Below are 23071 nucleotides of genomic sequence, written 5' to 3'. Positions count from 1 at the left end.
CCCTGATCTGTGGTCATGTCGTCGGCAGCAGATCCTTCCACGACATATCCCCGTTCACCTTCGCCAGATTGGTCTGCTGGCCCACGTGACCGTCGGGCGTGGCGTAATGCCCGGTGGCCGGGTCGTAGGTGGCGATGGCCACCGACGGGCCGCCGGCCGAACCCGGTGTGAAGGCGCTGGGCGCAACCGCCGGTCCGCCGCCCTGGTCGGTCGGCGCGATGTCCGGAACACCCTTGGGCGCCAACGTGTCCGGGACAGGAGGTATCGGCGTGCCGGCAGGTGCCGGAACCGGACCCGGCGGCATCGGAGTGCCCTGGAGCGGCCCATAAATGTTGTTCTGGAACGTCGTGCGGTCGTCAGGCGGGATTCCCTGCGCGATCAGGTTGGGATCGATCGGGTTGGGTCCGGTCGCATGCTGGCGCATGGCCAACGGCTCGAAAGGCTTGTCGCTGTCGCAGATCTCCACCGTCGGTGCCCGCTTACCGGGCTCGGCCTGGCACGGATAGTTGCGCGCGCCGCGGACCGCGATCGGCGAGTCCTGCGGCAGCTTGCAGTACAGGCCGTCCGGAGTGTCGATGGTGGAGGTGTCCTCCGGTGAACGCCATTGCGACGGCGGCAGGAAGCCCACCGTGCAGGCGGGCGGGTCGCTGATCGTCAGGGTGAAGTCACCCAGCGTCATGCCCGTCGGGTTGTTCAGCGGCGAGCCGACCGCCTGGATCGATCCGATGTACGGCGGCAACAGCACCAGAAGTTGTTCCAGGCTCTTGTTGTACGTCACGCCGACCTGTCCCACCGTCGACAGACTCGCCAGCAGGATCGGTAGCGTCGGCTTCACCTGGTTGAACAATGCGGAGGCCTCGTCGGCCGCTCCGGGCCCGTTGGCCAGAATGCTGCGCCACTGCGGATCGTTGGTGTTCAGCTGGCCGGTGATGCCGGCCAGGCTGTGCGCCCAGGTGCGGATCGCATCGGTGGAGGCAAGCTGGCCGTCGAGCAGCGGGCGGCTGTCCTCCACCAGGGCGCGGGTCTGATCGGCGGTCGCGTTGAAATCGGCAGCCAGCCGGGACGCGGAGTCGTTCAACGTGGTGAGGTCGTCACCGGCGCCGTTGAGCCCCTGGTACGCGCTGTCCAGCAGGTTGGCGATCCGGTTGGTGGGAATGCTTTTGAGCAATTCGTTCGTCTGATCGAGCACCGGGCCCACGGCCTGCGGGACGGTCGCGTTCTTGGCGGGAATCACCGAGCCGTCCTGGAGGAACGGTCCGGAGTCGGTGCGCGGCACCAGATCCACGTACTGCTCACCGACCGCAGACACACTGAGCACCCGGGCCTGGAGATCGGTCGGCACCTTCGGATTGCTGGCCAGCGACAGGGTGGCCACCGCCCCGGAGCGGGTCGGCACCACCTCGGTGACCTTGCCGAGCTGCACGCCGCGGTAGGTCACGTTCGAGAACTGGTACAGCCCACCGGTTCTCGGCAGCTCGAGCTTGACCGTGATGCGGCCGATGCCGAGCAAGGTGGGCGCCTGCATGTACACCATGACCATGACGGCGATCCCGACCACCGACGCGATGGTGAAGATGATCAGCTGATTGCGGACGAAACGCGTCAGCATCAGTTACCCCCGTCCTGTGGCACTGCTTCCGGAGCCGGGCCGGGTAAGGGACCGGTGGCCGGGCCTGGCAACGGACCGGTGGCCGGGCCTGGCAACGGACCGGTACCCGTCCCCGGGGCGGGTTGCGTGGCATTGGTCAGCTGAGCGGGTTGCCCGGGTACCGGCGCCGGACCGGGACCGAACTCCTGTGAGAGGTCGGCCACCTGGGTCGGGGGCGGCGCCGGGCTGAACGGCGCATTCAACGGATCGTAGGTATAGGTCGCGTACCACGGATCACCAGGCGCGGGAACGAGTTTGGCGTTCTCATCACCCCAGCGAGTACCGAGCATCAGGGTCTTCTTGAGCCGCGGAACGGTGAAGTCGAAGATGATGAACTGATTCAGATAGTCGCCGCGGATCGCGCGGTCGATGACCTGCTGCGTGTACGGGAACGTCGGCAGGTACGCCAGCGCCGTGTCCAGCTTCGGTCCGACATCGGCCAGTGACTTCAGCGTGGGCTCCAGGTTCTGCAGGTTACGCACGAGATCGGCCTTCGTGTCGTTGACCAGACCGGTGGCCAGGTTCGAGAAATCGCGGAACTTCTCCAGCGCCGTCGTGATGCGGGGACGTTCCTTGATCAGCACGTCCAGCGCCGGCGGGATCCGGTTCAGCGCGTCGGTGAGGACTCCCTGCTGCGCAGCGAACGTACCGGCCAGGCGGTTCAGCGAATTCACCGCCTCGTTGATGCTGTCGCGCTGGGTGGCCAGCAGGCCGACGAAATCGTTGAGCCTCGTGAGCAGGTCCCGGATCTGGTCGGTTCTGCCGTTCAGCGCGGCGCTGAACTCGTGGATGATGTCGCCGATCTGGCCCAGTCCACCACCGTTGACGACCACCGACAGCGCCGAAAGGGTCTGCTCGGTCGACGGGTACGTCGACGAACGATTGAGGCCCAGTGTGGCGCCGGGCTGCAGGACTCCGGTCGGCGCCTGACCCAGCGGGGGGTTCAGCGCCAGGTGCATGGAGCCCAACAGGCTGGTCTGTCCCACCGAGGCCACCGCGTTGGCCGGAATCACGACGCCGGGCTGGACCGATACCTCGACATCGGCATGCCAGTCGGTGACCGTCATGTCACCGACACTGCCGACCACGACATCACCGACCATGACCGGCGAATTCGATTCCAGCTGACCCACATTGGCAATTTCGATGTGGTAGGTGTTCGCACCCTTGCCGTGTCCGACGGTTCCCGGCAACGGCAGGGAGTTCAGACCACCGAAACTACAGCCGGTCACCGTGACCGCGATGCACGAGGCGGTGACCGCCAGGCGCTGCACCGAACCGCGACGGATCATGATGGCGGGTTCCCTTCAGCGGCAGCCGGAGCCGGAGCAGGCGGCGCCGCTTCGGCGGGCAACAGCATGCCCTGCAGGTTCGAGGGCGGTTGAGCCGCCGGTCCGACCGGCACTCCGGGCGGGATCGGTGCACCGGGGAACAGCGCAGGCGACGGATCAGCGGGCAGACCATTCGGCGCGTAGGCGCCTTGATGGGTGTTCGGCGGGCCGCCCCAGCCGGCGGGGCCGGGAACGTCACCGTTGTAGCCGGTGTAGGCCGAGACCGCAGGCGGAACCTCGTAACCCGGCGGGATCCCGCCGGTGCCGCCAGGTGCCAGCGCGGGGTCGCTGTAGATCAGCTTGTCCGGGCTGGTGGACTTACCGAGGTACGCGTTGAACGGGAACGGCAGGTAGTTGAAGTTGAGCAGCCGCAGCGCCGGGCCGAGGTACTGCGCGCACAACTTGCCGGTCTCCGGAGCGGTGGCATTCTGCACAGCTCCGATGGCCGAGCAGATGACCTGCAGGGGGTTGGAGAAGTTCGCCAGCGCGAATCCACCCATCGCACTTTGGGAGTCGGGGTTGTAGATGTTGTACGCGTTGCCGATCGCGTTCGGCGCCACATGTAACAGGTTCTCGACGACGAGCTTGTTGTCGGCGAGGTTCTTGGTCACGTTGCCCAGCCGCTGAATCTGCTCGGCGGTCTGATTGCGTGAACCCGCGATGAACCGCTGGACGTCGACGACCGCGCTGGACAGATTTGTCAGGGCGCCGTCCAGGTCGGACCGGCTGCCGTCCACCACGCTGGTCAGCGATGCCAACCGATCCTGGAACTGGACGATCTGAGTGTTGCTGTCGCGCAAGGCCGTCACGAAGATCTGCAGGTTCTTGATGGTGTCGACGATGTTGCCGCTGCCGTCGGCAAGCACCTTGCTGACACCGGACAGCTGCTTGATGGTGTCCCGCAGCTTTTCCCCATTACCGTCCAGGGCATTGGCGGCGCTGTCGATGAAGCGGCCGATGGATGTCGGCTGCCCGTCGCTCTTCGGGCCGAGATCGGTGGCCAGGCGCATCAACTCGGTCTTGATCTGATCCCACTCGACCGGAACCGCGGTGCGGTCCAGCCCGATCACCGCCCCGTCGGTCATCTTCGGGCCTTTGTCGTCGTAGGGCGGGGTGAGCTGGATGTAGCGAGCACCGACCAGGTTCTGCGAGACGATCACCGCCTCGGCGTTGGCCGGAATCGGCACGTCCCGGTCGACGGCCAACACGAATCTGGCCTTGGTCCCCTGGGCGTCGATCGACTCGATCTTGCCGACCTTGACCCCGGCGACCCGCACCTCGTCACCGGGGTAGATCGCGGTGGCGCTGGTGAAGTACGCGGTGATCGTATTGGGCTTGAAGAACGCCTGGCGGACCAGCAGCGCAATCCCGCCGACGATCAATACGGCGAGCACCGCGGATACGGCGATCGTCACTCCTCTGCGAGACTTCATGGCTGTCCCCATCGCTCATTGGGCTGCGGTATTCCGTTGTACGGGAACGGGATCTCCGCGCGCGGTCCAGCATTGTCGGCAGGCTGCCCCGCATCGGTGCCGCGCCGGAAGCCCAGCGCGTAGTCGAAGAAGGGCTGCAGGGTTTGCGCCGGGTTCAGGTTGGCGACGAAGGCGTTGTAGTAGAACCCGCCGTTGACCGCTTCGGCCTGCGTCAGCTGGAACTTGGCCAGGCCCTTCATCGCCGCCGTGATGTTGGCATTGTTCTTCTCCAACATGGCGGTCACGGAGTTGAGCTTCTCCAAAGCGGGTGCCAGATCCTTTTCGTTGTCGGCGACGAGTCCGCTGAGCTGCTTGGCCAGAGCGGAAGTACTGGCCAGCAGGTTCGCGATCGCGTAGCGGCGTTGCGAGAGCACGCCGATCAGGTCGTTGGCGTTGAGCAGCAGGGTGTTCACCTGCGCACTGCGCTGCGACAGGATCCCGGTCACATTGGCGGCGCTCTTGAGCAGGTTGCCCAGTGACTCGTTGCGCTCGTTGATCATTCGCGACAGCTTGCTGATGCCGTCGAAGGTCGGTCCCAACTGCGGGCTGATCCGATCGAGGGTGTCGGACAGCGTGTCCAACGACTGATTGACCGCCGCAGTGTCGGTATCGGCGGTGTTGCCCGCGAAATCCTCCAGCGACTGGCTCAGCGAGTACGGCGACCCGGTGCGCGACACGGGGATCACATCGGACGACCGCAGCGATCCTTTGCCATTGGACTCCAAGGTCAGGATCCGTTGTCCGAGCAGCGTTCCGGTACGGATATGGGCTTCGGTGTCGGCGCCGAGCCGAACCGAACCCTTGACCATGAACGTCACCAATGCCTTGCCGTGCTGCAAAGACACATCCGAAACCGTGCCGACCTTGACGCCGGACACCTTGACGTCGTTACCGGCCTGCAGGCCGCCGGCTTCGGTGAACAGCGCCTGATGCCGGATCGACGTGGCAAGCGACACCAACCGCTCGGGCTGTAGCCCGATGGTGATGACGAGCACGATCAGCGCCAGGCCGATGAAGCCGGCTCTGATCAGCGAGGATCCACGATATTTGAGCATTAGGGCTCCGCGCACCTTCCAGTGTGTTGGATGATCCAGGGGAAGTAGGCGGTGCGGCCCTGCAGGTCGCTGACACGCAGCGACAAGCCACACAGGTACTGGTTGATCCAGCTGCCGTACGACCCGAGCCGTACCACCTTCCGGTAGTTCGCCGGCGCCTTCTGGATCGAGATGTCGAGCAGTTCCTTGTCCTGGTCAAGCAGCGGAGCAAGACGGCCGAGCTGGTCGACGGTGCCGGCCAGCGGGGTCCGAGCCTGGTTGAGGAGATCGGTCAGTGATGCTGTGCCGTTGTCCAGAGCGGTGATCGACTCACCGATCGGGTCCTTGTCGTTGGCAAGCTGGGTCACCAGGTTCTGCAGCTTGTCGACAGCGCCGGAGAACTTGTCGCCGTCCTTGCTGATCGTGGTGATCACCGTGTTGAGGTTGTCGATCAGCTGCTGCACCGTCTGACCGTTGTCGGCCAGCGAACTGGTGAACGACTGCGTCTTGGAGAACAGCGAGTCGAGGTTGCCTTCCTGGCCCTGCAGGATCTGAATCAGCGCGTTGGTCAACGCATTGACATCGTTCGGGTTAAGCCCCTGGACAACGGGCTTGAGTCCACCGAGGAGCAGGTCGAGATCGAGCGCAGGTTCGGTACGGTCCAGCGGTATCCGGCTGCCGGGCGGCTGGATCTTCGCCGACCCCGGGCTGTCCACCAGCTCCAGGTAACGATCACCGACCAGGTTGAGATAGCGCACCGTCGCCTTGGTGGCGGAGGTCAGCACGATCTTGCGGTCGGCGTCGAAGTCGACAACCACCTTGTTGTCGGGTTGCAGCGCAACATCGGTGACGGTGCCGACGCGAACCCCGGCCACCCGCACCGAATCCCCGGACTTCAGGCTGGAGGCGTCGGCGAACAGCGCCGAGTAGGAGTTGTCCGACCCCGTCCGATACTGGCCGAAGATCGCGAACAGGGCGGCCGTCAGCAAGATCATCACGACGCCGAACACGCCGACCTTGACGATGGTCTTCCACAGCGCGGTCATCCCGGTTGTCCGATCTGTGCGGAGTTACGCGGCGGGCCGTCGAGCGGGCCGAACAGCGCCTGCTTGAGACCATCGGAGTTGAGCAGGATGCCCTGATTGCCGTACTGCGCCGGGTTCGCTCCGATGTCGGAGACCACGAACGGCGGGCTGGTCTCGAACGGCACCTTCGGCATGTCGGTACATTGCGGGCCACCGGTCGCGGCGACCTTCGGCAGGTTGGCCGGGTACCGGTAGCGCTCACGGCCGAGGAAGAACGACTGCAACAGAACCGCTCCCGGCAGGGGCAGGCCCGGTCCGGTGGCCAGCGGGATCAACCCACCGATACCGCACGTGAGTGCAGGGCTGTACTTGTTGAGCAGGTCGGTGGTGGGAACCAGCAGGTGAACCACATTGGTCAGTGCTTCCCGGTTTTCGCCGAGCACCTCGGTGCCGATGTCGGCAAGGCCGATGGCGCTGACCAGCAGAGCGTCCAGGTTCTGGTCCTGGTCGACGATCGTGTCGCTGATCTTCGCCGTGTTCTTGACGGTGTCGAGCAGGTCACCGGAGGCGTCGCCGTAGGCGTCGAACACCTGTGGTGCGACTGCCAATTCATGGTTGAGCGTGTCCAGGCTGGGGTTGATCTTGGCCAGCGCGGTGTCCAGGTCGGCCAGGGTCTGACCGAACTTGTCACCACGCCCGTCCAGCGACTTGGAGATCGCCCCCAGCGTCTGGTTGAGCTTGGTCGGCTCGATCTTGGACAGCACCGAAACCAGCTGCTGGAACACGGTGTTGATCTCGACGGTGACGTGCTTGCCGTCGATCACCTGCCCGGCCTGGATGGACTTCGCCGACGGGTCGGACGGCGGGTTCAGCTCGACGAACTTCGAGCCGAACACCGTCGAGGACGTGATGTCGGCGCTGACGTTGGCCGGGATGTCGTTGACCCGCGCGGGGTTGATCGCCAGGTGCAACGCCGCTTTGCCGTCAGGCAGTGAATCAATGGAGGCGACCTTGCCGACCTGCGCACCGTTGAGCTTGACCTTGGCGTCGGGATACATCACCAGGCCGGCACGGTCCGAGATCACGGTCACCGGAACAGTTTTGGTGAAGCTGTCCTGGAACAGCCCCACGGCCAACGCGATGATCGCGGCAATGACCACCACGGTCGCCAAACCGGCGATCGGGCGCGCGGCACCTGATTTCATCTCCGCTCCTCCCTATCCGGACAGGTTGAAGTTGCCGTTGGAGCCGTAGATGGCCAGGGATATGAGCAGGGTGACCGAGACGACGACGATCAGGGAGGTGCGTACCGCGTTGCCGACCGCGACGCCGACCCCGGAGGGTCCGCCGGTGGCGAAGTAGCCGAAGTAGGTGTGGATCAACAGGATCGTGATGGCCATCAGCACGGCTTGCAGGAAACTCCACAACAAGTCGATCGGGTTCAAGAACGTGTTGAAGTAGTGGTCATAGAGGCCGCCGGACTGACCGAACAACACCACGGTGGTGAACTGGGAGGCGACAAACGACAGGATCACCGCGATCGAGTACAGCGGGGTGATCGCCACCATGCCCGCCACAATCCGGGTGGACACCAAATATTCGACCGGGGGGATGCCCATCGATTCCAGGGCATCGATCTCCTCGTTGATCCGCATCGCCCCCAACTGGGCGGTCACCCCCGCCCCGAACGTCGCCGCCAGGCCGATCCCGGCCACCACCGGGGCGCTGATGCGCACGTTGATGAACGCGGCCAAAAAGCCGGTGAGTGCTTCGATACCGATATTGCCCAGCGAGGAATAGCCCTGCACCGCCAACGTCCCACCGGCGGCCAACGTCAAAAACCCGACGATCACCACGGTGCCACCGATCATCGCCAACGTGCCCGCACCCATCGAGATCTCGGCGATCAACCGGATGATCTCTTTACGGAAATGCAACGCCGCGTGCGGGGTGCCCGCGATCGCCCGACCATAGAAGATCGTGTGATCCCCGATCCGGCCGATCGTGCCCAACGGGCGGCGCACCTGCCGGGCGATCCGCGGATACAAAGCCTGTAACGACGCCATCTACCGGGCGCTCATCCGGATACCGATGGCCGTGACCACCACGTTCACCACGAACAACGCCATAAACGCGTACACCACCGTCTCATTGACCGCATTACCCACCGCCTTGGCGCCACCCCCGGTGATCGTCAACCCCCGATAACAGGCCACCAACCCCGCGATCAACCCGAACAACGCCGCCTTGACACACGAGATGATCACCTCCGGCACCCCGGTCAACAACGTGATCCCCGCCGCGAACGCCCCCGGATTCACATCCTGAACGAACACCGAGAACACATAACCACCCAAAATCCCGATGATCACCACCAACGAATTCAACAGAAGCGCAACCAAACCCGAAGCCAACATCCGCGGCGTCACCAACCGCTGCACCGGGTTGATCCCCAGCACCTCCATCGCGTCGATCTCCTCACGAATCGTGCGCGACCCCAAATCCGCACACATCGCCGTCGCCCCGGCACCCGCAACGATCAACACCGTCACCAACGGACCCACCTGAGTCACCGCACCAAAGGCCGCCCCCGCCCCCGACAGATCAGCAGCACCCAACTCCCGCAACAAAATATTCAGCGTGAAAGACACCAACACCGTGAACGGAATCGCCACCAACAACGTCGGCGCCAACGACACCCGCGCCACAAACCACGCCTGCTCCAAAAACTCCCGCCACTGAAACGGCTTCCGAAACACAAACCGCACAGCATCAGCCGACATCGCAAACAAGCCACCAATAGCCTGCATCGGACCCGACAGCCCATTCAGAGCGATGCCCGGCGACCAACGATTTGATGTGGGATTAGCCATGGGTGTCTTCAGAACCTCCAACGTCATCGTGTTCATCGCCCCAGCGTCATGGCACTAACCGGTCCAAAACTGGAACGTGTTTCAACGACGCCAACGCAGATTAGTGCACTTACCGCCCGGGCGGTAGCGAATCCCGGCAATCGAGATCTGTGACGGGTGGTGTAGCTGTTTCTCGCCAGCTATTCGAGACGACTCGGCGAGAAGTGTCTCGTTGAGCGTCCCGCGAGCCGTCGTCACGGTGGAAGAGTGAACCGCCAAGCGACCGGGATGGCGCGCGGTTCCCGGTCAGCGGGATCCGCCTCGCGCACCGATGATCACGGCCCACAATGTTGGGCGCGTTCATCGCATTCATCGCAGACCGAACAGGAGTGGATCCGTCATGGCGACCTTGCAGCGTTACACCGATCGTCGCGTGCTGGTCACTGGCGGCGGGTCCGGGATCGGACAGGCCTGTGTACTGCGCATTCTCGACGAAGGCGGCCGGGTGGTGGCGGCCGACATCAGCGAGTCCGGCCTCAAGGACACTGTCGCCAAAGCCGGCGACGCGAGCGATCGGCTGACCACGGTCGTCGTCGACGTCGGTTCCGAGGACTCGGTGAAAGCGGCTGTGAGTGAGGCGATCTCCGCGCTCGGCGGCCTTGACACACTCGTCAATGTGGCCGGCATCCTGCGGTCGGACCATTTCCTGGACACCACCCTTGCCTCATTCGAACAGGTGCTGCGGGTGAATTTGGTCGGCACCTTCTTGGTCACCCGCGAGGCGCTCCCGGCCCTGAAGGTCGGCACCGCCCCGGCCGTGGTGAACTTCAGCTCGACCTCGGCAACGTTCGCCCATCCGTATATGTCGGCCTACGCCGCGTCCAAGGGCGGCGTGCAGGCGATGACGCACGCGTTGGCCGCCGAGTTCGCCAAGGACGGCATCCGGTTCAACTCGGTCCAGCCGGGCTCGATCTCGTCAGGCATGACCGACGGCACCGGGGAATCCAAGCAGAGCGTCGGCCCCGGCCTGCCCGACGATGTCGACTACAGCTTGTTCGGCCGGGTCGCTCCGCTGGTCCCGCTGCCCAAGGGCGAGATCTTCGCCAAGCCCGACGCGGTCGCCAATGTCGTTGCGATGCTGGGCAGTCCGGACGCCTACTTCGTCTCCGGCACCGAGGTCCGGGTCGACGGCGGCGCCCATATGTGACTCACGCGTCGATTCCGGCTGTGAGGATGGCGGCCAGTTCCCGGTAGGCCGCAGCGTCGTCCAGTCCGGTGGTGGACCGCACGATCCCCTGCTGGATGCGGACCATCATGGCCGCGGCCAGGTCCGCCGCGAACGCCGCATGCACATCTCGAAACTCCTGCGCCGCTACACCTTCGGCAATGAGTTCGCTGACCCGGCGAGCGGCGATTGCGGTGTTCTGCTCGTAGACGGCCCGTGCGGGCGCGAACGCGTCCAGGTCGGCCATGAAGCGGTCCGACGCGACCTCCAGCGCGGCGCCGACCGCGGCGAGGTAGGCGGTGATTCGGGCTCGCGCATCGCCGGCCCGGGCGACTTCCTTCTCGACGTCGTCGGTGGCCCGCCGGAAGAAGTGGACGGCGACGGCGTGGACCAACTGCTCCTTGCTGCCGGCAAGCGTGTACAGCGTGCCCTTCGAACAGTGCAGCCGGGCGGCGATGTCGTCGAGGGTCAGGTGGGCAAAGCCCTCGGCAAGAAAAAGTGCGAGAAGCGAGTCGAACAGTTCGCCGCGGCGCCGGGTTCCGAAGCTCGGGCGGTTGGCCATACACCGAATAGTACTGATAGATGTAAGTCAGTACTATTTTGAGTATCAATCGAGAGGTCCCACCATGCCCGTCGACCGACTGCTGCCCAACCCGGACGCCGCGGATCTCATCGCGCTCACCCGCGACATCTGCTCTCGCGTGCTCAACCCGATCGTCGACGAACACGAGCGCACCGAGACCTATCCCGAGGGCGTCTTCGCCCAACTCGGCGCCGCGGGGCTGCTGAGCCTGCCGCAGCCGGAGGAATGGGGCGGCAGTGGGCAGCCATACGAGGTCTATCTGCAGGTCCTCGAGGAGATTGCCGCGCGGTGGGCCGCGATCGCGGTGGCAGTGAGCGTGCACAGCCTGTCGTGTCATCCGCTGCTGTCGTTCGGCACCGACGAACAGCGCGCGCGGTGGCTGCCGGGCATGCTGTCCGGCGAGCAGATCGGCGCATACAGCCTCTCGGAGCCCCAAGCCGGCTCGGATGCCGCCGCCCTGCAATGCAAAGCAGTGTTTTCCGCCGCCGAGCCGGCGCCTGGTTACGTCATCAACGGCTCGAAGGCATGGATCACCCACGGCGGACGCGCCGACTTCTACACCCTGTTCGCCCGGACGGGCGAGGGATCGCATGGCGGGCAGGAGCGCAGCGACTCGGGGAATCGGGGGGGCATCTCCTGCTTCCTTGTTCCGGGCGACCAGCCCGGACTCAGCTTCGGCAAGCCCGAAGAGAAGATGGGGTTGACGGCAGTTCCCACGACATCGGCGTTCTACGACAACGCGGTCATCGATGCCGAGCGCCGCATCGGCACCGAGGGCCAAGGTCTGCAGATCGCGTTCAGCGCACTGGATTCCGGCAGGCTGGGTATCGCCGCCGTCGCCGTCGGCATCGCCCAGGCGGCCCTCGAGGACGCCTGCGCCTACGCCAACGAGCGGACCACGTTCGGCCGAAAGATCATCGACCACCAAGGGCTGGGTTTCCTGCTCGCCGACATGGCCGCTGCGGTGGCCAGTGCCAGGGCCACCTACCTCGACGCCGCACGGCGCCGCGACGCCGGCCTGCCCTACTCCCAGCAAGCCAGCGTGGCAAAGCTGGTGGCGACCGACGCCGCGATGACAGTGACCACCGACGCCGTCCAGGTTCTCGGCGGTGTCGGATACACCCGCGACTACCGCGCCGAGCGCTACATGCGCGAAGCGAAGATCACCCAGATCTTCGAAGGAACCAATCAAATCCAGCGCCTGGTTATCGCACGGGGGCTCACGATGGCCTGACCCCATGGCCTGAACGGGGTTACGATCCGTCCCAGCGATGACCCTTAGCCACCTGGGCCCGCGTCGAAAGCCGTGCCCAAACCCGGGTCGTGACGAGCGAATCCATCGAAGAATTCATATTTCGTTGCGGAATCGGTTGCGAAGAGCACGCAAATCCGCAATCGTTTAGGGGCGGAGTCGACGGGTCATGTCTCGCCGGCCCGCGGGATGAAGGAGGACGGGCCCTGACCGACACCGGCGCCACCGCCACCCAGCAGACCCCCGGACACACCGGACCACGACGCGCCAGCGGCGCACCGGTCATCGAGATCGACCACGTCGTCAAACGTTTCGAGGACTACGTCGCCGTCGCCGACGCCGACTTCTCGATTGGCGCCGGCGAGTTCTTCTCCATGCTCGGCCCGTCGGGCTGCGGAAAGACCACCACACTGCGGATGATCGCCGGGTTCGAGCAACCCACCGAGGGCGCGATCCGGCTCGAAGGTGTCGACGTGTCCCGGGTGCCCCCGAACAAGCGCAACGTCAACACCGTCTTCCAGCACTACGCGCTGTTCCCCCACATGACGGTGTGGGACAACGTCGCCTACGGGCCGCGCAGCCAGAAGAAAGACAAAGCCACCGTCAAGAAGAGCGTCGACGAGATGCTCGAGGTGGTACGGCTGACCGACTTCGCCCAGCGCAAGCCCGCGCAACTCTCCGGCGGCCAGCAACAGCGCGTCGCGCTCGCCCGCGCACTGGTCAATTACCCCAGCGCCCTGCTGCTCGACGAGCCGCTCGGCGCTCTGGACCTCAAACTTCGTCACGTCATGCAGTTCGAACTCAAGCGGATCCAGCGCGAGGTCGGCATCACCTTCGTCTACGTGACCCATGACCAAGAAGAAGCGCTCACGATGAGCGACCGGATCGCGGTCATGAACCAGGGCAACGTCGAGCAGATCGGCACGCCGAACGACATCTACGACCGTCCCGCCACCGTGTTCGTGGCCGGCTTCATCGGCCAGGCCAACCTCTGGCACGGCCGACAGACCGGCCGGGTCAACCGCGACTTCGTCGAGGTCGAGGTGCTGGGCACCAAACTCAAAGCGAGACCCGGCGACACCACCATCGAATCCGGCGGTCAGGCCACCCTGATGGTCCGGCCCGAACGCGTTCGGGTGTCGATGGACCAGCCCACCGGCGATGTGGCCTCCGTCGGCGCCAAGGTCGTCGACTTGACCTTCCAGGGACCGGTGCTGCGGCTGTCGCTGGCGGCTGCCGACGGTGCCCCGATTCTGGCTCACGTCGGGACCGATCAGGATCTGCCCATGCTGCGTCCCGGTGACGACGTGTTCGTGGCCTGGGCCCCCGACGCATCCCTGGTCCTGCCCGCCGCCGACATCCCCACCACCGAAGACCTCGAAGAAATGCTCGACGACTCCTAGACAACGATCCGCTCTTCGTCCCTCGACCTTCCCCTTACGAAAGGCATTACGGCACATGGCCACAGAGAACGACCCCCGGATCTTTGCCTCGAACGCGTCACGGCGCCGGTTCATCGGCGGCGGTGCCGCGGCCGCAGCCGCGCTGGTCCTCGGACCCTCATTCCTCGCGGCGTGTAGCAAGTCCGACAACAAGAGCAGCTCGAGCGGCCCCGCCACCCCGTCCGATGACGGCTCGCCGGCCACCGGGAAGCTCCGCATCTCCAACTGGCCGCTCTACATGGCCGACGGTTTCGTCGCGGCGTTCCAGACCGCCACCGGAATCACGGTCGATTACAAAGAGGACTACAACGACAACGAGGAGTGGTTCGCCAAGAACAAGGAGCCGCTGTCGCGCAAGCAGGACATCGGCGCCGACCTGGTGGTGCCCACCCAGTTCATGGCGGCCCGGCTCAACGGGCTGGGCTGGCTCAACGGGATCAGCGAAAGCCGTTGGACCAACAAGAAGAACATGCGCGAAGACCTGCTCAACGCCAAGGCCGACCCGGGCCGCAAGTTCAGTGCGCCCTACATGTCCGGTATGACGGCGCTGGCCTACAACCGGGCCGCGACCGGTCGCGACATCACCAAGATCGATGATCTGTGGGATCCCGCGTTCAAGGGCAAGATCAGCCTGCTCGCCGACACCCAGGACGGACTCGGCATGATCATGTTGTCGCAGGGCAGCTCGGTGGAGAATCCGACCAGCGACGGCGTGAACAAGGCGGTCGAGCTGATCAAGCAGCAGAAGGACGCCGGCCAGATTCGCCGATTCACCGGCAACGACTACGCCGACGACCTGGCCTCCGGCAATGTCGTTATCGCCCAGGCATATTCGGGCGACGTGGTCCAGCTGCAGAAGGACAACCCGGACCTGAAGTTCGTGGTGCCCGAGACCGGTGGCACGACGTTCGTCGACACCATGGTGATCCCCTACACCACCCAGAACCAGAAGGCCGCCGAGGCGTGGATCAACTACGTCTACGACCGGGCCAACTACGCGAAGCTGATCGCACACACCCAGTACGTGCCGGTGTTGTCCGACATGACCGATGAGCTCAACAAGATCGATCCCGGCCTGGCCGCGAACCCGTTGATCAACCCGCCGAAGGCGACCCTCGACAAGCTGAAGACGTGGGCTGCGCTCACCGACCAGCAGACCGACGAGTTCAACAAGGCCTACTCCGCCGTCACCGGCGGGTAACGCGATGGCAGGAGTAGCCAGTAGCAATAGGCAACGGAGCAAGATCGCTCCGTACCTGATGATCCTGCCCGCCCTGGCGTATCTCGGGGTCTTCTACGTCATTCCGTTCGTCTCGCTGTTCCGGACGTCGCTGTCGACCATGGGTGGTTCCATCTACCTGCCCGAGCTGACCTTCGCGTGGGATTTCAGCAACTACGGCGATGCGCTGAGCGAATACCGGGAGCAGATCCTGCGCTCGTTCGGCTATGCGCTGGCCGCGACGGTGCTGTGCGTGCTGTTGGCCTTCCCGCTGGCGTACGTGATCGCCTTCAAGGCGGGGCGGTACAAGAACATGCTGCTCGGATTGGTGATCCTGCCGTTCTTCGTGACGTTCCTGATCCGGACCCTGGCCTGGAAGACGATTCTGGCCGACGACGGCTGGGTGGTCCATGCGTTGGGGACGATCGGCCTGCTGCCGTCCGAAGGCCGCCTGCTGTCGACCGGTTGGGCTGTCATCGGCGGCCTGACCTACAACTGGATCATCTTCATGATCCTGCCGCTCTACGTCAGCCTGGAGAAGATCGACGCCCGCCTCCTGGAGGCGTCCCGCGACTTGTACGGCACCAACCGCAGGATGTTCGGGAAAGTGATCGTGCCGTTGGCGATGCCGGGCATCCTGGCGGGCAGCATGCTGGTGTTCATCCCATCGGTCGGTGACTTCATCAACGCCGACTATCTGGGCAGCACCCAGACCAGGATGATCGGCAACGTCATCCAGAAGCAGTTCCTGGTGGTCAAGGACTACCCGGCCGCAGCCGCACTCAGCTTCGTGCTGATGGCGCTGATCCTGGTCGGCGTGCTGATCTACACCCGGGCGCTGGGTACGGAGGATCTGGTATGACAGCCCGGCGAGAAGCGAAGCGGGATCGCGCATGACTTCCCAGCGAGAAGCGAAGCGGGATCGCGCATGACCACCGAGGCCGGTGCGGCGATCGCCCAGACCATCGACCACGGCGGACTGGCCAAGCCGGGCCGCAACTTTCGCGGCACGTTCAAGCTCGGCGATATCGCCCTGCGGGTCATCGCCGGCTTGGTGCTCTGCTATCTGTTCCTGCCGATCCTGGTGATCGTCATCTTCTCGTTCAACAACCCGGCCGGGAAGTTCAACTACACCTGGCAGGGCTTCACGCTGGACAACTGGGCCAACCCGTTCAAGTACCCGGCCCTGACCGAAGCGCTGAAGCTGAGCCTGAACGTGGCTGCGGTGTCGACCCTGATCGCAGGTGTTCTCGGCACACTGGTCGCGATCGCCCTTGTGCGCCAACGCTTTCGCGGCAGCAAGGCGGTCGATACCTTCTTGGTCCTGCCGCTGACCTCCCCCGAGGTGGTCATGGGCGCATCGCTGCTCACCCTGTTTCTCGACCTGGGCTGGGCCACCGGTTACACCACGATCGTGATCGCCCACGTGGCTTTCGAGATCAGCTTCATCGCGATGACGGTGCGTGCCCGGATCCGTGGTTTCGACTGGACACTCGAGGATGCCTCGCTGGACCTGGGCGCCGGGCCAAGCCGGACGTTCTTCAAGGTGACGCTGCCGCTGATCGTGCCGGGCATCGTGGCGGCCGCAATGCTCTCGTTCGCCCTGTCGTTGGACGATTTCATCATCACCTACTTCGTCAGTGGCTCGACGGTGACGTATCCGCTGTACGTGAACGCCGCGGTGAAAGCCGCTGTGCCACCGCAGATCAACGTGCTCGCCACCGCGATCCTGGTGATCAGCCTGGTGCTGCTGGCCGCCGGAACGCTGTACCGGCGCAAGCGCGACACCTGAGTTCGACACGCGAACCGGCCGGTTCGCTCCGGTAATCGCAATCGGTACGGCATCCTTGGCGGGTGACGGTCGACGCGATACTGGAATCCATCCCACCGCTGGCGGTGTACCTGATCGTCGGCCTGATCATCGGGCTGGAGAGCCTGGGCATCCCCTTGCCTGGCGAAATCGCCTTGGTGAGCGCCGCACTGCTGGCCAGCAGGCACACCCTCGACATCAGTCCGGTGTGGGTGGGTGCCGCCGCCACGATCGGCGCCATCATCGGTGACTCGATCGGCTACACGATCGGCCGGCGGTTCGGCATGGGGTTGTTCGAGCGGCTGGGCACACGCTTCCCGAAACACTTCGGCCCGGGGCACGTGGCGCTGGCCAAGCAGCTGTTCTCCCGGTGGGGTGTGTGGGCGGTGTTCTTCGGCCGCTTCATCGCGCTGCTGCGAATCCTGGCAGGCCCGCTGGCGGGCGCCCTGCACATGCACTACGGCCGCTTCCTCGCCGCCAACGCGTCCGGCGCGGTCTGCTGGGCGGGGGGCACCACCGCGGTGGTCTACTACCTCGGCCTGGCCGCCGAGAAGTGGCTGGCGCGGTTCTCCTGGGTTGCGCTGGTCATCGCGATCATCGCAGGCATCGGGTTGACCCTGCTGTTGCGGGAGCGCACCCGCGCCCTGATCGCCCAACTCGAGTCCGAGCACGACTGGGAGACCCTGCGCAAGCGCGAGTGATGTGAGGCAGCTGCCCCATGCCGGGAGCCCCTGCAGGAGGCGAGCATTGGGCCATGACCACACCTCACAGCGCATTGCACGCCGTCGCAGATCATCCGAGCCTGCCTGCCGGCACCGATGACCGGGTCACCGGATTCGGCATCATGGGCCTGCCGTTCGCCACCGGGCACTATCTGGCATACCGGGACTTCGGCGCATCCTCGTTCTCCCCCGCCTACCGCTCGGTGTGGCATCGCGATCCCGACGGTCGATGGACCTTCTATGCCACCACGCCCGCCGAGCAGAGCTGCTCCCGCTATTTCAGTTCCGCCACAACGGTTCCCGCCGTGCAATGCGACATCACCATGTCCTGGACCGACCCCTGGTCCCTGGACATCGCCATCCCCGGGCTGCTGCGGTGGACCGTCGGCATGAGCAGCACGCCGATCACCCGCGCGGTCAGCCGGCTCGGACAGGCCATGCCCGAACGAGCATGGGGCAGCGTTGCCGTACTCGAAGCGATAAGCCGGATCGCGGGCCCGCTCCTGCGGACCGGCGGAATACGATTGGCCGGTTCCGCCCCGAACGGACAGCAGTTCCGGGTGGCGCCGCGCCAGATCTGGGCGGTGCGCCGCTCACGGGCGGTTCTCGACGGCGTCAGCCTGGGCGCCGTCGCCCCGCTGGCCACCCAGAGCAGGCTGGCCGATTTCCGGCTTCCGCAGCGCGGCCTCTGCGTGATCGGTAGCGCGCAGTTCGACAGTTTCGACCCGCGACGCCATGCCCCGGCGTGCCAGACCGCGCCAACCGAACCCCGCACCGTGGGTTAGGGAGCACAATCGAGCTCGTGGCAGCGCCGAAGACGCCCACCGGCCCGCCGTCGCGGGCGCCGAGCCGGGCCGAGATGCTGGCCGCCCTGTCGGTCGCGATCGACCTCGGCCTCGGCCAGCCCGCCGAGCACATGCTCCGGGCCGCGCTGATCGGAACCCGCATCGCCGACCGGCTCGGCCTCGATCGCGGGCAACGCGATTGCGTGTACTACAGCACGCTGGTGATGTGGATCGGCTGTCACGCCGACTCGCACGAGTTCGCAGGCTGGTTCGGCGACGACATCTCAGTGCGTCGCGACGCCTACCACGTCGACTGGGCCGGGCTGCCCTACTACCGGTTCCTGGCCGCCAATATCGGCCGGGGCGAACCGATCACGCAGCGTCTCACCTCGATCGCGACGCTGTTCCTCAACGCTCGCGGCAACATGTCGGCACTGATCCACTCGCACTGCACCTCGGCAGCACTGTTGGCCGACCGCATGGGCCTGGGCACCGGCGTCCAGCGCGCGCTGGAGTTCAGCTTCGAAAGGTTCGACGGCAGCGGCCTGCCCAGCGGCGCCGGCGGCGCGGACATCCCGATCGAGATGCGGGTGGCCCAGCTCGCCGACATGGCCGAGGTGCACCACCGCACAGGCGGAGTGAGCGCGGCCGTCGACATGGCCGTGCAACGCCGCGGAGGGCAGTTCGACCCCGATGTGGTGGACGTCTTCACCGCACACGCCGGCGACATTCTCGCCGGCCCACCCGCAGGCGAGGTCTGGGACGCCGCCCTGTCCTGCGCACCGGATCGCCACGAACCGCTGCACCAGCAGTCCCTCGACGAGCTCCTGATCGCACTCGGCGATTTCGTGGACCTGAAATGTCCTTTCACACTTGGCCATTCGCGTGCGGTCGCGCAGTTGGCGGGTGACGCCGCCGAAGCGGTCGGCTTGGGTGCGGACACCGTGACACTTGTCCGCCGCGCCGGTCACGTCCATGATCTGGGCCGCATCGGCGTCTCCAACCAGGTCTGGTCCAAGCCCGCCGCGCTCTCAGCAGCGGAGTTCGAGCGGATGCGATTGCACCCGTACCTCACCACCCGGATCCTGAGCCGGATCAACGGGCTCGAACCGGTCGCACAGATCGCCGGTAACCACCACGAGCACATCAACGGGTCCGGTTATCCGCGCAGCCTCCCGGGCTCGGCGCTCGGTATGCCCGACCGGGTGCTCGCCGCTGCCGTCGCCTATCAATCAGCCTTGGAGCCAAGGCCGTACCGCACCGCGCTAGATCCCGCGGCGGCCGCACGTCGGGTTAGGGACCGGATCCGCTCCGGTGAACTCGACGAGGTCGCCGCCGAGGCCGTCCTGCAGGCCGGCGGGCACCGGAGCCGACGTTGCTCGACCAGGCCCGACGGCCTCACTCCGCGGGAGATCGAGGTGCTGTGCCTGGTGGCTCGAGGTGCCTCCAACAAAGAGATCGCCGCCGCGCTGGTGATCAGCGAGAAGACGGCCCGCAACCACGTCGAACGGACCTACGCCAAGATCGGGGTGTCGAATCGGATCGGTGCGAGCATGTACGCGTTGCGCCACGGTCTGACGGAGCCGTTGAGCTGAGCGACAGTTGGGGCGAATGCCCCATGCTGGCGGCCGTCTTCTCCGACGAGCATCGGAGCTATGACACACAATCCACCGTCCGCGCAAGAGCGGACCAGCCGCATCCTCATTGCGGGTTACGGGGTGGCGAGCTACCTCGTCTTCCTCGTCGCCTTCTGCTACGCCGTCGTCTTCGTCGGCGGCATCGTCGTGCCACGCACGGTCGACCACGGCATCGACGGTGCCCCGTGGGGCCTTGCACTCGTGATCAACACGGCGCTGCTGGGGCTGTTCGCCGTCCAGCACAGCGTGATGGCCAGACCCGCCTTCAAAAGGTGGTGGACACGTTTCGTGCCGCACGCCATGGAACGCAGCACCTATGTTCTGCTGGCCAGTCTTGTTCTGCTGCTGCTGTATTGGCAGTGGCGGACCATGCCCGGGGTGATCTGGCAGGTAGACCAGCCGGCGGTCCGGGCACTGCTGTGGACGGTGTTCGCGGCTGGGTGGACCACCGTCTTGGCCGCGACGTTCATGATCGACCACTTCGAGCTGTTCGGGTTGCGCCAGGTGTTCGCGGCCTGGCGCGGTTCGCCGCACCGTCGGACGGGATTCCGGGCCACCTTGCTCTACCGGCTGGTTCGTCACCCCCTGATGCTGGGCTTCCTGATCGCCTTCTGGGCGACTCCGAAGATGACCGTGGGTCATCTGCTGTTCGCGGTCGGTACGACCGGCTACATCCTGGTGGCCCTGCAGCTCGAGGAGCGCGATCTGATCGCCGAGCTCGGCGACAGCTACCGGGACTACCGCACGCAGGTTCCGATGCTGGTGCCCGGTTTGCGCTCGCGGTCATGCCCGGTGACCGGCGCCACGCCGGACGGTTTTTCCCCTGCCCCGCGGGGGTAACCCGAACTTCGTGGCTGACAATGCGATGCACGGTGCTGCGCGAGCAGCCACTGGAAGCAGGCCCTTCGAGCTCGCGGCCCGGGCCGGGTACAGCATCAGCGGGGTGTTGCATCTGGTAATCGCCTACATCATCGTGCATCTGGCTTTTGGCGCGGCGGGAAACGCCGATCAGTCCGGCGCGATGGCGACGCTGGCCGCCCAGCCCGGCGGCGCGGTAGCCTTGTGGCTCGCCGCGGCCGGTCTGGTCGCACTTGCGCTGTGGCGTGTGGCCGAGGCGATCCTCGGTTCTCATCCCACCGAGCCGGGTCGCGAACATGACGGCGCCTCGGACGCATTCGACCGGATCAAGTCCGGCGCGCTGGCCGTTGTTTACGTCGGCATCGGCTTGGCCGCTGTGCGATTCGCCGGTGGTGGCGGCCAGTCGAGCAGAGAGCAGAACACCGGTCTCACCGCGCGACTGCTGCAAACCGGCTGGGGCACAGGCATTCTGCTGATCGCCGCGGTCGTGATCATCTGCATCGGCGGCTACCACGTCTACAAAGGCATCTCGACGAAGTTCGAGGAGGACCTCACCGTGACCGGGGGTGGTCCGCTGATCACTCCCCTCGGCATCGCCGGATACACCGCCAAGGGCGTCGCGCTGGGCGGCGCCGGGGTGTTGCTGGTGGTAGCCACCGTGACGGCCGATCCCGCCAAGGGCGCCGGGCTGGACGCCGCGGTCAAGAGTCTCGGCCAGGCGCCGTTCGGCAAGGTGCTGCTGATCGCGGCGGCGGTCGGCTTCGCCGCCTACGGTGCCTATTGCTTCGTCATGGCGCGCTTCGCGCGGATGTAGCGCCGCAGTCGCTCACTCGGCGAAATAGCGCAGCCGGGTGATGGCCCCACCGGCCGTGTCCAGTTCGGCGATCACCACGCCGGCGCGCGGCCCGTGCAGCGACGCCGTGACCGACGAGCCCGCAGCGATGATCTTCGTCCAGGAAGCCCCCGCCAGCTCGTCGACGAACGCGCCGAACTTCACCGGGTTCTGCTCACCGCGGGTGATCAACGCTCCCGAACCGAGGGCACGCCAGGCCCGCAACTGATCACCGGCGGTGACAGCGTCGAGAAAGCCACGCACCGTCCGTTTGCCCCGGAACCGGGGGCCCCTGAACCCGGAGGCGAATCCCAGCGTCCCGCGCCACCGTTGATTGCGGATGAGCGCGCGACCCAGTTCCACCGCCTGCGGAACCGCCGCCGGACCATTGCGCGCGAACTGCACCATCATCGGCGGCAGTTCCCAGTAGGCGCGCAACCGCTCGATGCGCCAGTCCTCGGCGACCGCACGCAGGTCGTAACGCAGCACCGCCGGGATGTGCATCGTCACAGCGGGACCCATCCCCACATCGAGCACCACATCTCGGATGACGGTGGTGCCCGACACGATGTCGCCCTCGTGACGGAACACGATCCGGCGCGGTGCGATGAAGGTGTCGTAGAACCGCCCGATCTGCAGCGGCCCGATGTGCGGGCGCGATCCGACGGGGTCCTCGACCCGGCCGTCAGCGGTGAACAACCCGACCCAGCCGGCCCGGTCGTGATCGGCCGCCATCAGCGGGGAGCGGTCGACCACGTCGATGAGTGTCGATCGGGGCGCGGCCATCAGGCGGTGTGGACCAGTTCGATCCCACGGCCGCGCATCTCGTCCAATGCGTCGGCGGTCGACCCGGGCGCGACGCCGGCCGTGAGGTCCACCAGCACCCGAGTGGTGAATCCGGCGCGGGCGGCATCGGCCGCGCTTTGGCGCACGCAATAGTCGGTGGCGATCCCGGCGATGTCGACTTCGTCCACGCCGCGGGTGCGCAGCCAGTCGGCCAGCGAGGTGTGGTCCACATGTCCTTCGAAGCCGCTGTACGCCGCCGTGTGGGCGCCTTTGTGGAAGACCGCCTCGATCGGGCTGGTGTCCAGTTCGGGATGGAAGTCGGCCCCGGAGGTCCCGGCAACGCAGTGCGCGGGCCACGAATCCCGGAAGTCGGGGTGCTCGGCGAAATGCGCGCCGGGATCCACGTGATAGTCCTTGGTGGCCACCACGTGGTCGTAACCGTGCTCGCCCGCCAGCAACGCGTTGATCCCGCGTACCACGTCGCCGGCCCCGGCGACCGCCAGCGATCCCCCCTCGCAGAAATCGTTCTGCACGTCGACGATGATCAACGCCCGCATC

Annotated in this window: 22 protein-coding genes; 11 read left to right on the top strand and 11 right to left on the bottom strand. The window is 65.7% G+C overall.

Going from position 1 to position 23071, the window contains the following annotated elements; translation table 11 throughout:
* Positions 1-13: 13 nt before the first annotated feature.
* The 8 genes from G6N32_RS13130 to G6N32_RS13095 are packed head-to-tail and all read right to left on the bottom strand — an operon-like array spanning position 14 to position 9383.
* On the bottom strand, positions 14-1609 hold the full coding sequence (locus G6N32_RS13130; protein ID WP_115319969.1) for an MCE family protein: 1596 nt from the start codon (positions 1607-1609) through the stop codon (positions 14-16).
* Positions 1609-2940, bottom strand: coding sequence for an MCE family protein (locus tag G6N32_RS13125; RefSeq protein ID WP_115319968.1), 1332 nt, complete (start codon positions 2938-2940; stop codon positions 1609-1611). Before G6N32_RS13125 ends, G6N32_RS13130 begins: the two co-directional genes overlap by 1 nt.
* The gene (locus G6N32_RS13120; RefSeq protein WP_232077621.1) at positions 2937-4412 is read right to left on the bottom strand and encodes an MCE family protein; all 1476 of its coding nucleotides are present in this window, start codon (positions 4410-4412) and stop codon (positions 2937-2939) included. Before G6N32_RS13120 ends, G6N32_RS13125 begins: the two co-directional genes overlap by 4 nt.
* Positions 4409-5506 carry an MCE family protein gene (locus tag G6N32_RS13115; protein WP_115319966.1) on the bottom strand — a complete coding sequence of 366 codons (1098 nt, stop codon included), beginning with the start codon at positions 5504-5506 and terminating at the stop codon, positions 4409-4411. Before G6N32_RS13115 ends, G6N32_RS13120 begins: the two co-directional genes overlap by 4 nt.
* Positions 5506-6531, bottom strand: coding sequence for an MCE family protein (locus G6N32_RS13110; protein ID WP_115319965.1), 1026 nt, complete (start codon positions 6529-6531; stop codon positions 5506-5508). The genes G6N32_RS13115 and G6N32_RS13110 overlap by 1 nt, the downstream gene beginning before the upstream one ends.
* The gene (locus G6N32_RS13105) at positions 6528-7715 is read right to left on the bottom strand and encodes an MCE family protein (protein ID WP_115319964.1); all 1188 of its coding nucleotides are present in this window, start codon (positions 7713-7715) and stop codon (positions 6528-6530) included. Before G6N32_RS13105 ends, G6N32_RS13110 begins: the two co-directional genes overlap by 4 nt.
* Positions 7716-7727: 12 nt before the next feature.
* Positions 7728-8576 (bottom strand): MlaE family ABC transporter permease, encoded by an 849-nt coding sequence (locus G6N32_RS13100; RefSeq protein WP_102810440.1) that lies wholly within the window; start codon positions 8574-8576, stop codon positions 7728-7730.
* Positions 8577-9383 carry an MlaE family ABC transporter permease gene (locus tag G6N32_RS13095; RefSeq protein WP_115321138.1) on the bottom strand — a complete coding sequence of 269 codons (807 nt, stop codon included), beginning with the start codon at positions 9381-9383 and terminating at the stop codon, positions 8577-8579. It lies immediately after the preceding gene.
* 379 nt (positions 9384-9762) lie between these two features.
* Here G6N32_RS13095 and G6N32_RS13090 point away from each other — a divergent pair, with 379 nt between their 5' ends.
* Positions 9763-10569: an SDR family NAD(P)-dependent oxidoreductase gene (locus tag G6N32_RS13090; protein WP_172507289.1), complete on the top strand. Its 807-nt coding sequence runs from the start codon at positions 9763-9765 to the stop codon at positions 10567-10569.
* 1 nt (position 10570) lies between these two features.
* On the opposite strand, the gene G6N32_RS13085 is transcribed toward G6N32_RS13090, so the two are convergent.
* Positions 10571-11149, bottom strand: coding sequence for a TetR/AcrR family transcriptional regulator (locus tag G6N32_RS13085; protein WP_115319963.1), 579 nt, complete (start codon positions 11147-11149; stop codon positions 10571-10573).
* 64 nt (positions 11150-11213) lie between these two features.
* Here G6N32_RS13085 and G6N32_RS13080 point away from each other — a divergent pair, with 64 nt between their 5' ends.
* The 10 genes from G6N32_RS13080 to G6N32_RS13035 all read left to right on the top strand — a co-directional run bounded on the left by G6N32_RS13080 (position 11214) and on the right by G6N32_RS13035 (position 21709).
* Entirely contained in the window at positions 11214-12404 is a 1191-nt protein-coding gene (locus G6N32_RS13080) for an acyl-CoA dehydrogenase family protein (protein WP_115319962.1), read from the top strand.
* Between the two features lie 302 nt (positions 12405-12706).
* The gene (locus tag G6N32_RS13075) at positions 12707-13825 is read left to right on the top strand and encodes an ABC transporter ATP-binding protein (RefSeq protein ID WP_115321136.1); all 1119 of its coding nucleotides are present in this window, start codon (positions 12707-12709) and stop codon (positions 13823-13825) included.
* A gap of 55 nt (positions 13826-13880) precedes the next feature.
* A complete protein-coding gene (locus tag G6N32_RS13070; RefSeq protein ID WP_115319961.1) occupies positions 13881-15065 on the top strand; it encodes a polyamine ABC transporter substrate-binding protein in 1185 nt (394 codons plus the stop codon).
* A gap of 4 nt (positions 15066-15069) precedes the next feature.
* Positions 15070-15945 (top strand): ABC transporter permease, encoded by an 876-nt coding sequence (locus G6N32_RS13065; protein ID WP_115319960.1) that lies wholly within the window; start codon positions 15070-15072, stop codon positions 15943-15945.
* Positions 15946-16011: 66 nt separating this feature from the next.
* Entirely contained in the window at positions 16012-16875 is an 864-nt protein-coding gene (locus G6N32_RS13060) for an ABC transporter permease (protein ID WP_115319959.1), read from the top strand.
* Positions 16876-16937: 62 nt separating this feature from the next.
* Positions 16938-17594, top strand: a complete 657-nt coding sequence (locus tag G6N32_RS13055; RefSeq protein ID WP_115319958.1) for a DedA family protein — start codon at positions 16938-16940, stop codon at positions 17592-17594.
* 53 nt (positions 17595-17647) lie between these two features.
* Complete coding sequence (locus G6N32_RS13050; protein ID WP_115319957.1) at positions 17648-18400, top strand: hypothetical protein; 753 nt, start codon at positions 17648-17650, stop codon at positions 18398-18400.
* A gap of 74 nt (positions 18401-18474) precedes the next feature.
* Entirely contained in the window at positions 18475-19995 is a 1521-nt protein-coding gene (locus tag G6N32_RS13045) for an HD domain-containing phosphohydrolase (RefSeq protein WP_115321135.1), read from the top strand.
* A 60-nt stretch (positions 19996-20055) separates the two neighbouring features.
* The gene (gene mddA, locus G6N32_RS13040) at positions 20056-20877 is read left to right on the top strand and encodes a methanethiol S-methyltransferase (protein ID WP_115319956.1); all 822 of its coding nucleotides are present in this window, start codon (positions 20056-20058) and stop codon (positions 20875-20877) included.
* 10 nt (positions 20878-20887) lie between these two features.
* Positions 20888-21709, top strand: a complete 822-nt coding sequence (locus tag G6N32_RS13035; protein ID WP_115319955.1) for a DUF1206 domain-containing protein — start codon at positions 20888-20890, stop codon at positions 21707-21709.
* A 12-nt stretch (positions 21710-21721) separates the two neighbouring features.
* Here the strand turns inward: G6N32_RS13035 and G6N32_RS13030 are convergent, their stop codons facing one another.
* Positions 21722-22513, bottom strand: a complete 792-nt coding sequence (locus G6N32_RS13030) for a ketosteroid isomerase family protein (RefSeq protein ID WP_115319954.1) — start codon at positions 22511-22513, stop codon at positions 21722-21724.
* Entirely contained in the window at positions 22513-23070 is a 558-nt protein-coding gene (locus G6N32_RS13025; protein ID WP_115319953.1) for a nicotinamidase, read from the bottom strand. Before G6N32_RS13025 ends, G6N32_RS13030 begins: the two co-directional genes overlap by 1 nt.
* Position 23071 lies beyond the last annotated feature (1 nt).

The sequence above is a fragment of the Mycolicibacterium aichiense genome (assembly GCF_010726245.1).
GTDB lineage: Bacteria > Actinomycetota > Actinomycetes > Mycobacteriales > Mycobacteriaceae > Mycobacterium > Mycobacterium aichiense.
The sequence above is the reverse complement of the archived record's forward strand: the minus strand, read 5'-3'. Positions and strand labels throughout refer to the sequence as shown.